Source organism: Gelidibacter sediminis, assembly GCF_004364975.1.
Classification (GTDB): domain Bacteria; phylum Bacteroidota; class Bacteroidia; order Flavobacteriales; family Flavobacteriaceae; genus Gelidibacter; species Gelidibacter sediminis.
Genome location: NZ_SOBW01000007.1, coordinates 56217 through 69955 on the forward strand (window position 1 = coordinate 56217; position 13739 = coordinate 69955).

Here is a 13739-nt window from a genome sequence, read left to right on the forward strand (position 1 = left end):
AAGAGTTGTTACGGTATGTCTTTATTAATAGTTTAGTTAAAATCCAAAAGTAAGGTGGCATAAATTTAGTCTGAAATCAAATTTTCAATTAACCTTAATGCATTATTTATTAATCCAAAAGATCGTTCTACACCAACTTAAAACACTGACTATAGGTATTTTAAAATTGGGGTTTATCTTCAAAAAACTTTGGTTAAATTTGCAAAATGAAGTTCAAAATCAAATCAGAATTTAAGCCCACTGGAGATCAACCTCAAGCCATCAAACAACTTTCACGTGGCATTGAGAATAATGATAAATATCAAACATTATTAGGGGTAACAGGGTCTGGTAAAACCTTTACGGTGGCCAATGTTATTGAAGAAGTACAACGCCCAACTTTAGTGTTAGCACATAATAAAACCTTGGCAGCACAATTGTATTCTGAATTCAAGCAATTCTTTCCAGACAATGCGGTCGAATATTTTGTCTCTTATTATGATTATTACCAACCCGAAGCTTACATCCCCGTGTCTGGGGTTTATATAGAGAAGGATTTGTCCATAAATGAAGAAATTGAGAAGATGCGTTTAAGCACAACATCTTCCCTACTTTCTGGCAGACGGGATGTTATCGTTGTTGCCTCTGTTTCTTGTTTGTATGGTATAGGAAACCCTGTTGAATTCCAAAAAAATGTCATCACCATTAAAAGAGATGAAGTGATTTCTCGAACTAAGCTGCTTCATAAATTAGTGCAAAGCCTCTATTCGAGAACGGAATCTGAATTCAATCATGGAAATTTCAGAATTAAAGGTGATACGGTAGATATTTTTCCTGGTTACGCCGATTATGGTGTACGCGTTCACTTTTTTGGCGATGAAATTGAAGAAATTGAAGCCTTCAATATCCAAACCAATAAAGTTATTGAAACGTATGATCGGATCAATATTTTTCCGGCAAATATGTTTGTGACTTCTCCTGAAGTCCTTCAAGGCGCCATAAAGGAAATTCAGGATGATTTAGTCAAACAACATGATTATTTTCAGGATATCGGTAAGCATTTAGAGGCAAAACGATTAAAAGAACGTACAGAGTTTGATCTTGAAATGATTAGAGAATTGGGCTATTGCTCTGGTATTGAAAATTATTCGCGCTATTTGGATGGCCGGTTACCGGGCACACGACCGTTCTGTTTATTGGATTATTTTCCTGATGATTATTTAATGGTGGTTGATGAAAGTCACGTCACCATCTCTCAAGTACATGCCATGTATGGTGGCGATCGAAGTCGCAAGGAAAACTTGGTGGATTATGGTTTCCGATTGCCCGCAGCCATGGATAATAGACCTCTTAAGTTTGAAGAGTTTGAAGCATTGCAAAACCAGGTCATTTATGTGAGTGCCACTCCGGCCGATTATGAACTTGAAAAAAGTGATGGTGTGTATGTGGAACAATTAATTCGTCCTACGGGCTTATTGGACCCTGTTATAGAGGTAAGACCTAGCTTGAATCAAATAGACGATTTGATTGATGAAATTCACCAACGTGTAGAAAAAGATGAACGGATTTTAGTTACCACTTTAACAAAGCGTATGGCCGAAGAATTGACCAAATATCTAGACCGGATTCAAATTAGAGTTCGCTATATTCACAGTGATGTGGATACATTGGAACGCGTAGAAATTATGCAAGATTTGCGCAAAGGTCTCTTTGATGTTTTAGTTGGTGTGAACTTACTGCGTGAGGGATTGGATTTACCAGAAGTCTCCTTAGTGGCTATTTTAGACGCCGATAAGGAAGGCTTTTTAAGATCCAATCGGTCCTTAACTCAAACCGTTGGTAGGGCTGCAAGACATTTAAATGGTAAAGCAATTATGTATGCGGACAAGATTACGAGTAGTATGAAACAAACCATTGATGATACCAACTACAGACGCGAAAAGCAAATGGCCTATAATGCCAAGCACAACATTACTCCAACTGCACTGAACAAGAGTTTAGACAGTATTTTGGCCAAGAACTCAGTTAGCACATATAGTTATGAAATTGAAGCTGCAAAGGCAGCGGAACCTGAGAGCCAATATCTGACAAAAGATCAATTAGAGAAGAAAATTCGCGAAAAGCGAAAGTTGATGGAACAAGCGGCAAAAGCATTAGATTTTATTATTGCTGCACAGCTTAGGGATGATATTAAGGCCTATCAAAGCAAATTGGAGGAGTTGAAAATGTGATGTGGGTTTGAGATTTGAGGTTTGAGGACTGAAGATTGAAGACTCAAGACTTAAGACTGAAGACTGAAGACTGAAGTATATATCATTTTACCAATAAGTCCCTGAGTCTATTAATTAATCTTACTTCAAATTAGAATTATTAATGAGACCCAGCTGCATACTGCCGACTGCAAACTGTCAACTGAAAACTGCTAATTGCCAATTCAATTATACTGAATCTTAAAAATATCAATAAGAAAATCTGGTGGGACAATTTTGTTGGGGAAACTTTCCATTAAATCCAACACACGATTTATGGATTCATGGCTTAATCCCATTCGCAATCCAAAATTATGCAGTTTCACCAGTTCTTTTGTAGTGATTTCTTGATCTATATTCATTAACAAGACCAGTCTATGAAATTGCACAATACGTTCACTGTGCGATTTTAAATGGACATAACTAACAGGTGATTCAAATAAATAATCAAAGTCATCTTGAGATATCTCTAATTGTTTGGCAACACCTAAAAGAAATTTATATTCGATGGATTTGATGGATGCGTCAGTCTGAGCAAATGCAATCATTTCCGAAAGGAGACTCAATTTTTCTATACGGTTTATCATAACAGATGGAATCTATTTTTGTCATTATAAAGTTAGGCTTATTTAAATTTTGATAATCGTTGATAATTAGTAACTTATCGAAAAATAATGTGCAATTCAACGTGGTTATTTTGATTTCATACACCACACCTAGATAACACTCTGTTTACTAATAAGTTATGATATTTAATATTAAATGCGCTATTTGCAACATCAATTCTCAATTTTAAACCGTGTAATCCTTATGAATTCATAAATTTGTTATCTAAATTATATCGTGTGGCCATGACATTTAAACAATTACTATTAACAGTAGGTTTAACCTATAGCCTTCTTGGACATGGTCAACAGACCGTCTCCTCACGAGTCAGTACATTTACAATTGAGGCCCCACAATTACAGTCTGACAAAAAAATTTGGATTTATTTACCCAAAAAGTATTCAGAAAATTCCAAACACTACCCTACCGTTTATATGCATGATGCCCAAAATCTTTTTGATGCAGAAACTTCTTTTGCAGGTGAGTGGCAAATTGATGAACACTTAGATTCCATTGCTGATGATACATCTATAATAATTGGTATTGAACATGGTAATGAGAAACGTATGGACGAATTAACGCCCTACGCCAATGAGAAGTATGGGGGTGGCAATGCCGACACATACCTAGGTTTTATAATAAACACCTTAAAACCTTATATTGATTCAACATATAGAACTCAGCCAGATTCTAAAAACACCACTATTTTTGGTTCGTCTTTGGGAGGGCTTTTATCTTTTTACGCTGTAATAAAACATCCTGAAGTGTTTGGCAATGCGGGTGTCTTTTCACCTTCATTTTGGTTTAACCATAATATATATGATGCGGTTTCAAAATCGAATATCCCAGCTACCTCACGATTCTATTTTCTTGCAGGTTCTGAGGAGAGTGACACAATGATTACAGAACTTGATAAAATGGTAGCACTCTTAATGCAAAAAGGCGTTACCAAAAGCCATTTCATGAAGATCACAATTCAAGGAGGTCAGCACAATGAGACTCTTTGGCGAGAAAATTTTCCGGATGCCTATAAATGGTTAACACGTAAGCAGTAATCCATAGTACTCAAATAAAAATGTTTCAATTATAAAATAGACCCTTACAATGACAAATAACGATATTTTTAAAAAGCTGCGCGTCGCACTGCAATTGAGAGATGATGAAATTATTAAGATCCTAGAGCTTGTAGACTTTAGAATTTCAAAAAGCGAACTTGGTGCTTTTTTCAGAAAGGAAGACCATCCCAATTATATGGAGTGTGGCGATCAGATTTTGCGCAACTTTCTAAATGGTTTAGTCATTCATTTGCGCGGACCTAAACCTGTAAAAGGAGACAAACCAAAACCCAAAAAAAAGAAAGACTAAGACAATGCAAACCAGTTATGAATTCTTCATGATGTTTAAACTATAATCAAAAAAAAGACCTCACAAGGTTTATTACATCCTGTGAGGTCTTTTAATATTAAATAGCTCGTTACGCTAAAACCGCCTGTACTTTATCAGCCGCTTCCTGGAACTCAGTAGCACTCATAACATCCAAGCCTGAATCATCTATCAATTTTTTAGCGATATCAGCATTTGTACCTTGTAAACGTACTATAATTGGCACTTCAATATTGCCCATGTTTTTATATGCATCAATAACGCCTTGTGCCACCCTGTCACAACGTACAATTCCACCAAAGATATTGATCAAGATAGCTTTAACTGCTGGATCTTTCAAAATAATTCTGAATGCTGCCTCAACACGTGCTGCATCTGCAGTACCACCAACATCTAAAAAGTTTGCTGGTTCACCACCAGCTTGCTTAATTAAATCCATAGTTGCCATTGCAAGTCCTGCACCGTTAACCATACAACCAACGTTTCCGTCTAAGTCAACATAATTTAAACCTAAAGCACCTGCTTCAACTTCAATAGCACTTTCTTCGCGTAAATCACGTAAATCTAAATAATCCTTATGTCTAAATAAAGAATTATCATCGATAGTCACCTTAGCATCCACAGCCATAATTTTATTATCACTTGTTTTCAATACAGGATTGATTTCAAATAAAGAGGCATCAGATTTTACGTATGCTGTATATAAATTTGTGACAAACTTGGTCATTTCTTTAAACGCGGTACCTTCAAGACCTAAATTAAACGCAACGCGTCTTGCTTGAAAAGGCAAGATGCCTGTGGCTGGATCAATTTCTTCTGTAAAAATGAGGTGTGGTGTTTCTTCTGCAACTGTTTCAATATCCATTCCACCTTCCGTAGAATACATAATCATATTACGTCCAGTTCCTCTATTTAAAAGTACAGACACATAAAATTCGCTAGTTTCAGTCTCACCAGGATAGTAAACATCTTCTGCAACCAAAACTTGGTGTACTTTTTTTCCTTCTGCTGAAGTCTGAGGTGTTACCAACTGCATTCCGATAATCTGTCCTGCAATTTCTTCTACCTCTTTAAGGTTTTTGGCCAACTTAACGCCGCCACCTTTTCCACGTCCACCTGCATGAACCTGTGCTTTGATCACATGCCATCCGGTTCCGGTTTCTGCGGTCAATTGTTTTGCTGCAGCAACAGCTTCATTAGCGTTTTTTGCGACAATACCACGTTGGATACGCACTCCAAAACTGCTTAAAATATCTTTTCCTTGATACTCGTGTAAATTCATATTGATCAGTATATAATTGTTCCGTTATTAAGTTTCTGAAAATGTTTCAGACTAAGCGGAAATCTCTATTTTTATGCAGCACAAAAGTAATCAACATAAATGTTTTAACCAATAAATTTAAGTATTGTTTGTTATGGCTTAAATCATTATATAATAGGATATGTTATTTTTAGGGTTTTCTTTATGCTTGAATAAAAAAAAGGATTTAGATTTACCGCTCTTAAAAATTCTCATAAAAAATGGAACAAAAAACCTTATTACAAATTGCTAAAGACTTCGAAAGTCCAGTTTATGTCTATGATTCAGAAAAAATTGAAGCTCAATACAAACGCTTAACTTCTGCATTTAGTAAGGTCAAGTCATTAAAAATAAATTATGCAGTTAAGGCATTGTCCAACATATCCATTTTAAAACTTTTTAAGACATTTGGATCTGGACTGGACACTGTGTCAATTCAAGAAGTAAAATTAGGCTTGAAAGCAGGATTTTCTCCTGAACAAATTATCTATACCCCAAACGGTGTGTCTCTTGAAGAAATCGAGATGGCGGCACAATTAGGTGTGCAAATTAATATTGACAATCTTTCCATCCTAGAGCAATTTGGTACACGCCATCCAAAAACGCCAGTTTGCATCAGGATTAATCCACATGTAATGGCTGGAGGTAATACTAATATTTCTGTAGGCCATATTGATAGCAAGTTCGGAATCTCAATTCATCAAATTCCTCATTTATTGCGCATCATTGAAAACACCAAGATGAATATAAATGGCATCCACATGCATACTGGAAGTGACATTCTTGATATTGATGTGTTTTTATACGCTAGTGAAATCCTATTTGATACCGCCTTACACTTTAAGGATTTGGAATTTATAGATTTTGGTTCCGGATTCAAAGTTCCTTATAAAGAAGGTGATATTGAAACAAACATTGAAGAGTTAGGTGAAAAGTTAACAAAACGTTTTAATACTTTCTGTAAAAAATATGGTCGTGAATTGACTTTGGCTTTCGAGCCTGGTAAATTTTTGGTAAGTGAGGCTGGTGTGTTCTTGACTAAAGTAAATGTTGTCAAACAAACCACGTCTACTGTTTTTGCACAAATTGACTCAGGATTTAATCACCTTATCAGGCCAATGCTTTATGGGTCTCAGCACGAAATCATTAACATTTCCAATCCTAATGGACGTGAGCGCTTTTACTCTGTAGTGGGCTATATCTGTGAAACGGACACCTTCGCAAATAATAGACGGATTAACGAAATTAGTGAAGGGGATATCCTTAGTTTTCAAAATGCAGGGGCGTATTGCTTCAGTATGGCGAGCAATTACAACTCCCGTTACAAACCTGCTGAAGTATTATGGCATAATAAAAAAGCCCATTTGATTAGAAAACGTGAGACTTTTGATGATATTACCCATAACCAAGTAGAAATTGATTTGGGTTCATAACTATTGCATGTGTGATCGTATTATTTAAAGAATTTAGCAAACTTATAGTATCTTTATTTTTTTAAATATTACTGTGTGCCAATATTTTATAACGCCATTTAATGAATTCTATACCACCAAAATTAATTAGACAAATTTTTGTAATTCTGCTCATGTTATTCATGGGTAGTTTAATATTTATAGAATTACTCCCGTATTTAACTGGTGTGCTTGGAGCCATAACCATCTATATATTGTTTAGAAAATGGATGGCCACTTTGGTAAAACGTAAAAAGTGGAATCCCACTTTGGCAGCTTTATTAATTATGCTGATTTCATTTGTTGGCATTCTCATTCCACTTACAGGCATTGTTTGGATGTTAAGCAATAAAATAGGAAGAGCCGTTAATAATAGTGAGCAGGTAGTTACCGCATTTAAAGAACAATTGTCTAGTATTCAGCATTATGTAGGCTATGACATTGGCTCAAACATTGATACGGCCGCTATTACAAGTTGGGTGTCCCAAAATTTACAGAACCTTGTAGGAGGCACATTTAATGCTTTTATAGCCATTGGTTTAATGTACTTTATGTTGTACTACATGCTGACCAATAGACGAGAATTGCGAGAGTCCTTAACGGCATATATCCCAATAGATAACGTCAATCTCAAAGAAATTGGCAATGAAATTCAAACCATGGTGCGATCTAACGCCATCGGCATTCCGTTAGTGGCAATTGCACAGGGTGTCATAGCGCTCATTGGTTTTTTAATTTTTGGTATAGACGAACCTTTCTTTTGGTTTGTCATTGTTACCATAGGTTCTATGATTCCTTTTGTGGGAACCCTCATTGGTATTATTCCCGTATTTTTAATTAGCCTTTCCTCTGGAGATACATTTCAGGCATGGGCCATTTTGATTTACGGTTTTGTTGTGGTAGGGTCTACTGATAACATTATCAGACTCTATGTATTAAAAAAATTAGATGATGTTCATCCATTAATTACTTTAATAGGCGTGATTGTAGGGGTTCCAATTTTTGGTTTCATTGGGTTAATTTTCGGGCCTTTATTAATCAGTCTCTTCTTAGCGCTGGTGAGCATTTACAAAAAGGAATATGGGAAAGCATTGCCTTCTAGCAAACGAAAAATTCTTTAGTTTTCCTGAACGGATTTACTAGCATCAAGACCAACCCCATCTGTCTTAAATCAATTTAGCATCCCCACAATATATTGGAACAACTTTTTGTAAAAAAAGGTCATCCGTTCACCCTTTAAATTGGAAGTTAAAAAGGAATAGTATTTATTAAATATCATAAACCTGACCGGGCATGGATATAAATAAAGAACAAATAGCGAGGTTTGGATTAATTGCTATGGGAGTGGTGTATATCATTATTGGGGTAATGACTGGCCTGTCGGCATTTAATTGGGGTGGAAAAAAAACTGGAACCAGAGGCGCCATAATGATCTTAGCCAATCAACCCTTAGGAAAAGTCTTATTAGCTGTCATAGCTCTTGGCTTAAGCAGTTATGTTTTCTGGAGATTGTATCAAACTTTTTTTGATACGCGAGAATTGGGGTTCACTTTTAATGGTCTCCTCAAACGCGCTGGTTATTTTACAGGTGGTGTATTTTACGGATCATTGGCTTTTATCGCTATAAAAATTTTCTTAGGAGGTGACTATGAGACTAATCAGGATGTCATAGTTGCACTTCTAAACTCGCAATACAGTAGTTTAATATCTGTCATTTTGGGATTGATTTTAGCCGGAAAATGTGTATTTGAAATATACTTCATTCTCTCTAATCGCTTTAAAGAAGATGTGCAATCCTCAAAAATGCCTAAAGAATCGAAATCTACTTTATTAAAATTTGGTGTCCTAGGTCACTTGGCCCGTGCAGTCGTTTTTGGTATTATGGCGTTCTTAACCGCTAGGACGGGTCTTACGATTAGAAATGATGAACTGAGCAAAATAACAGATGCCTTTCATTTCCTGAACCATAAGTTTGGAGGTATAGTCCTAAGTGTTGTGTCTGTTGGACTCTTGTGCTATGGATTGTATATGTTTGTTAAAGCTAAGTATTTATACATTAATATGTGATGGAAATTTTTTAGTGGAGATGGTGGTAGGCTTTAATTACAGGCACATAAGAGGAAATTGAGCGCTGGCCCCCTATTTTAAAATGACATCATCTTCTGTTTCAGAAATTCCATCTTTTCCTTTGGAAAATATGTGATAGGATTTGCCTGAATCCTGACGGCAATACTCAAACTCACGATTCCAATGGTCCGTAATCGCATCCCTTAATAATGGATTGTTTCTCATAATGGAGTTGAGCTGTTCTGGATACGTTCCATTAGTTTGTTTTTCATGCCCTAATAGTAACACCACCTCATTCAACTTTTTGAGTGTCTGCTTTTCTGAATTGCCATTCAAAAACAGATATATCCGTACAAAAAACAATGACGGAATGATAATTAGAAGTATAAGAACAATATGTTTTGTGGGCGCCCAGAATTTCTTTTTTTGATGTTCAGATTCTTTCACGCAATCCCGCTGTTGACGTCTCTTAATCCAAAATTTAAAATCTTGGAAAATCATTAGAATTTCGGCTAAGACCTCAGCAATACCTCCCATTAGATAATTTAGTCCTTAAAAGTGTCATTAGTAATTTCAACAGCAGTGCCATACGTATCGAAAAGATATACTAAAGACGCCATAGTTGCCGCTCCTAACTCAAGCTCTCGTTTATTGACCGCATCAAATGTATCATTTGCCGCGTGATGATGGTCAAAATAACGTTGAGAATCTGGTCTCAAACCCGCCAACACAATTCCATCAGACTTTAGAGGTCCAATATCAGCACCACTTCCGCCTTTTTCGAAGTAGTGTATCAGATAGGGTTTAAATAATTCTTTCCAACCTAGAACCTTTTGGAACTGGGCATCACTACAGTCAAATGAGAAGCCACGAGGCGTAAAGCCGCCTGAATCACTTTCTAGTGCGAAGATGTGTTTCTCGTTCTTAGATTTAGCAATCTCAGCATACTTCTTACCTCCTCTGAGCCCATTCTCTTCATTCATAAACAAGACCACCCTAATGCTCCGTTTAGGTGTGATGCCACTTATTTTTAATAATCGCAATACGTCCATGGACTGTACCACTCCTGCGCCATCGTCATGAGAACCATCTCCCAGATCCCAGGAATCTAAGTGCCCACCCACAACAATATATTCCTCAGGAAATTCTGACCCTGTTATTTCGCCGATTACGTTATAAGATAGGACATCATCCAACTGTTGGCAATTTTGCTTAAAAAAGAAGCTCAATGACGGATCTAATGCCAACATCGTACTCAACAATTCGGCATCATTTGTACTAATTGCAGCTGAAGGTATGCGTTGGGACACTGGCAAATCGGCATAAGTCATACTACCGGTATGCGGAAAATCGTCCAACCTCAAATTCAATGAGCGGACAATCACCCCAACAGCCCCTAATTTTCCTGCTTCGTAAGCGCCAGAATACCGCTGATCTGAGCAGCCACCATAGGCTTCAAAAGTATTTATCAAATCTGCTTGCATCGGTCGGTTAAAAAACACAATCTTACCTTGCACTCTGTCTTTCCCTAGAGCTTTAAGTTCATCAATACCCATCACCTCAACAACTTGTGCACGGACGCCTCCATTGGGTGTTTCAACAGAGCCACCCAAGGCACAAATATTAACATGTGTTGTTTTTCCCTGTTTGGTTTCTATATATGCAAATTCTGGCAAACCCCTTATCCATTTAGGTACCATTACCGGTTGCAACCAGACCTTATCTAACCCTAACTTTTCTAACTCTTCTTTTGTGTAAGCAACCGCCTGTTCTGCTCCATAGGAGCCTGAAAGTCGGGCCCCGATATTATTTGACAGATGGCGTAACCATTCATAACTTTTTCCATCAGTTAAAGATTGGCTATAAATTTTTTTAATGTTTTCAGCATCTGACTGGGCTGAAATTTCTAGTGTCAAAACCAGTAAGAAGATGAAGTTGAAGTATTTCATAAACGGTATTAATTGTGATTATAAGCTTTCGGCAACCCTTAAGATCAGACTGTATGAACTGTTTAAAAATCGGTCCTGCTGCATAGTTAAAGGGGATTATTCGTTTCTTAATTGTTCTCTATACAATTCAATGTTGGCCTTAATATCGTCATCCAATTCAGGTTCTCTAATGTCCTTATAAGTCTTTAACGTATCATGAAGTATTCGCGCCACTAAATAACGTGCTATTTTTTTATCATCACTAGGAATAGCATACCATGGCGCATGAGGCATTGAAGTTCTATTCAGTATCTCTTGGTAACATTCCATATAGTCATTCCAAAGTTTACGTTCTTCTAAATCTCCTGGTGAAAATTTCCAGTTTTTATCTTCACGATCCAGACGTCTTAACAGTCTGTTCTTCTGTTCTGTTTTTGAAATGTTCAAGAAAAATTTAAATATTAACGTACCGTTATCTGCCAGATGTTTTTCAAAATTATTGATATCCTCAAAGCGTCTGCTCCAAAACTTATCATCAATATCTTCTACGGCGTCAATTCCTGGAATATTTTCATTTAAAATATAAGATGGATGTACTTTAGTAACCAACACATTTTCATAGTGGGTGCGATTAAAAATACCAAATTTTCCACGTGCAGGGAGGGCAATATAATGACGCCATAAAAAATCATGTTTGAGTTCTAAACTCGTTGGCACTTTAAAGCTGTGCACTACGACACCGCGAGAATTAAAATCTTTAAAAACCTCGCGAATTAAACTATCCTTACCGGCTGTATCCATGCCCTGTAAACACACCAAGACTGCATATTTTCCGTGGGCGTACATCTTGTCTTGAATTTTTCCTAATTTTTTACGAACATCTTTGAGTCCGTCCTTCAAATTTTCCTTTGAAGCGTTTAAATCGAGACTTGTTTGTAATTGTTCAATATTAATAACTTCTGTAATTTTAAAATCTTCGGTATTAATGGCTTTCATAAAATTTTTGTTTAAGAATATCGGTATTAAGCTACTTATGACTTTTATCTTGCTTAATCATTAGATTGATCTTCTTCTATAGCTTCATCATCTTGAATCATTAGTGGGTGATCTTTTACTTCCAATCCTACAATTTTAATCATACTACTTACCGCGTTAAATAACATCAACACCACACTAATCAACCCACCACTCAATATGGACGACAATGCCAAACTTACATAATAGATGGTGGTGTACCACGTACTGGGTACATTATCAGCTTCAGTTATGGGAATATTTAAAAATTGAAAAAATATAATGGAAAATATAAATACAGCTGTATCTATTTTGGCAATGAGCAAAATATGTGTGTAATGTTCTTTGGTGAGTTTGGATTTTGTACTTGAACTTACACTAAGCAAGGTAAGCAATAGCGCCAAAATGGTGGCAGATGCTAAGGCTATTGTGTTACACAAGGTATTGATACCGGGCAATGATGATTTGATGAGGACCTTAGCTTCATACCCACTAATATTACCCATAAAATAGGCACCCAGACCCATGGTTATAGCAGAAATAATACCTCCGTAAAGCGCTCTTCTGTTATATTGGGTCAGTTTAATCATTTTTGTTTATTTTGAAGCAAATAGATTGACATCATTTTCACTGACTTCTTTCTCACCAAGGATGATGAGACGTTCCACAACATTACGTAACTCTCTGATATTTCCCGTCCAATCATAGTCTTGCAATTGTTTTATGGCCTTATCACTAAAACTTTTTGCTGCAGTACCATTCTCAGCGGCTATTTTATTCGCGAAATATTCAATCAATAACGGAATATCTTCACGCCTATCATTTAATGGTGGCACCTGTATCAAAATTACAGCCAACCTATGGTACAAGTCTTCTCTAAATCTGCCCTCTTCTATTTCTTTAGTAAGGTTTTTATTGGTAGCCGCCACAACACGAACATCCACTTTTATATCCTTATCACTACCTACGCGTTGTACACGACTTTCCTGAAGTGCGCGCAATACTTTGGCTTGGGCAGAAAGACTCATGTCGCCAATTTCATCTAAAAACAAAGTTCCGCCATTGGCAGCCTCAAATTTTCCAGCTCTATCCTTTACAGCACTGGTAAAAGCGCCTTTTACATGTCCGAACAATTCACTTTCAATCAACTCGGAAGGAATCGCAGCACAATTTACTTCAATAAGAGGCCCTTTGGAACGATCACTTTTTTGATGAAGCCAGTGCGCTACAAGCTCCTTACCTGTACCGTTTGGCCCAGTTATTAAAACTCTAGCTTCAGTAGCAGCTACTTTTTCAATCATGTCCTTAATGTGGGAAATAGCTTTGCTTTCTCCGATCATTTCAAAGTTTTTCCCCACTTTTTTCTTGAGCATCTTGTTTTCTACAACAAGTTCTTTTCTATCTAAAGCAATTCTTACCGTATTAAGAAGCCTGTTTAAATCAGGTGGCTTGGAGATGTAATCAAATGCTCCAAGTCGCATCGTATTGACAGCGGTATCTAAATCGCCATGCCCAGAAATCATCACCATTGTCGTTTCTGGCTTAATTTTCTTTACGGTCTCTAACACCTCTACACCATCCATTTTTGGCATTTTAATATCACAGAGGACCAAATCATAATCTTCCTTTTTTATTTTTTCAATCCCCACCAAACCATCTTCAGCCTCTTCTACTTGATAGGAATCGTTTTCTTCAGAAAGAATTTTAACCAATACCCTTCTGATGCTTGCTTCGTCTTCTATGACTAATATTTTTGACATTT

At 36.7% G+C, this 13739-nt stretch carries 13 protein-coding genes; 6 read left to right on the forward strand and 7 right to left on the reverse strand.

The window, feature by feature from the left end:
• Positions 1-206: 206 nt before the first annotated feature.
• Complete coding sequence (uvrB, locus tag BXY82_RS00275) at positions 207-2210, forward strand: excinuclease ABC subunit UvrB (RefSeq protein WP_133756187.1); 2004 nt, start codon at positions 207-209, stop codon at positions 2208-2210.
• A gap of 203 nt (positions 2211-2413) precedes the next feature.
• On the opposite strand, the gene BXY82_RS00280 is transcribed toward uvrB, so the two are convergent.
• Positions 2414-2815 (reverse strand): TerB family tellurite resistance protein, encoded by a 402-nt coding sequence (locus tag BXY82_RS00280; RefSeq protein WP_133756188.1) that lies wholly within the window; start codon positions 2813-2815, stop codon positions 2414-2416.
• Positions 2816-3079: 264 nt separating this feature from the next.
• Here BXY82_RS00280 and BXY82_RS00285 point away from each other — a divergent pair, with 264 nt between their 5' ends.
• Together BXY82_RS00285 and BXY82_RS00290 are read left to right on the forward strand one after the other, a co-directional pair.
• The gene (locus tag BXY82_RS00285) at positions 3080-3889 is read left to right on the forward strand and encodes an alpha/beta hydrolase (RefSeq protein WP_133756189.1); all 810 of its coding nucleotides are present in this window, start codon (positions 3080-3082) and stop codon (positions 3887-3889) included.
• A gap of 49 nt (positions 3890-3938) precedes the next feature.
• Entirely contained in the window at positions 3939-4199 is a 261-nt protein-coding gene (locus BXY82_RS00290; RefSeq protein ID WP_133756190.1) for a DUF1456 family protein, read from the forward strand.
• 109 nt (positions 4200-4308) lie between these two features.
• On the opposite strand, the gene sucC is transcribed toward BXY82_RS00290, so the two are convergent.
• Positions 4309-5499 carry an ADP-forming succinate--CoA ligase subunit beta gene (sucC, locus tag BXY82_RS00295; protein WP_133756191.1) on the reverse strand — a complete coding sequence of 397 codons (1191 nt, stop codon included), beginning with the start codon at positions 5497-5499 and terminating at the stop codon, positions 4309-4311.
• A 239-nt stretch (positions 5500-5738) separates the two neighbouring features.
• On the opposite strand from sucC, the gene lysA reads away from it, so the two are divergent.
• From lysA to BXY82_RS00310, 3 genes are all read left to right on the forward strand, one after another.
• The gene (gene lysA / locus BXY82_RS00300; RefSeq protein WP_133756192.1) at positions 5739-6950 is read left to right on the forward strand and encodes a diaminopimelate decarboxylase; all 1212 of its coding nucleotides are present in this window, start codon (positions 5739-5741) and stop codon (positions 6948-6950) included.
• A gap of 101 nt (positions 6951-7051) precedes the next feature.
• Positions 7052-8089: an AI-2E family transporter gene (locus BXY82_RS00305; protein ID WP_133756193.1), complete on the forward strand. Its 1038-nt coding sequence runs from the start codon at positions 7052-7054 to the stop codon at positions 8087-8089.
• 172 nt (positions 8090-8261) lie between these two features.
• Entirely contained in the window at positions 8262-9035 is a 774-nt protein-coding gene (locus BXY82_RS00310) for a DUF1206 domain-containing protein (RefSeq protein ID WP_133756194.1), read from the forward strand.
• 72 nt (positions 9036-9107) lie between these two features.
• Here the strand turns inward: BXY82_RS00310 and BXY82_RS00315 are convergent, their stop codons facing one another.
• The 5 genes from BXY82_RS00315 to BXY82_RS00335 all read right to left on the reverse strand — a co-directional run bounded on the left by BXY82_RS00315 (position 9108) and on the right by BXY82_RS00335 (position 13737).
• Positions 9108-9572 carry a type II secretion system protein GspG gene (locus BXY82_RS00315; protein ID WP_133756195.1) on the reverse strand — a complete coding sequence of 155 codons (465 nt, stop codon included), beginning with the start codon at positions 9570-9572 and terminating at the stop codon, positions 9108-9110.
• Positions 9573-9580: 8 nt separating this feature from the next.
• Positions 9581-10984: a M20/M25/M40 family metallo-hydrolase gene (locus BXY82_RS00320; RefSeq protein ID WP_133756196.1), complete on the reverse strand. Its 1404-nt coding sequence runs from the start codon at positions 10982-10984 to the stop codon at positions 9581-9583.
• A 96-nt stretch (positions 10985-11080) separates the two neighbouring features.
• A complete protein-coding gene (locus BXY82_RS00325) occupies positions 11081-11959 on the reverse strand; it encodes a PPK2 family polyphosphate kinase (protein ID WP_133756197.1) in 879 nt (292 codons plus the stop codon).
• Between the two features lie 53 nt (positions 11960-12012).
• Complete coding sequence (locus BXY82_RS00330) at positions 12013-12567, reverse strand: hypothetical protein (protein WP_133756198.1); 555 nt, start codon at positions 12565-12567, stop codon at positions 12013-12015.
• Between the two features lie 6 nt (positions 12568-12573).
• Entirely contained in the window at positions 12574-13737 is a 1164-nt protein-coding gene (locus BXY82_RS00335) for a sigma-54-dependent transcriptional regulator (protein ID WP_133756199.1), read from the reverse strand.
• Positions 13738-13739: the final 2 nt, after the last annotated feature.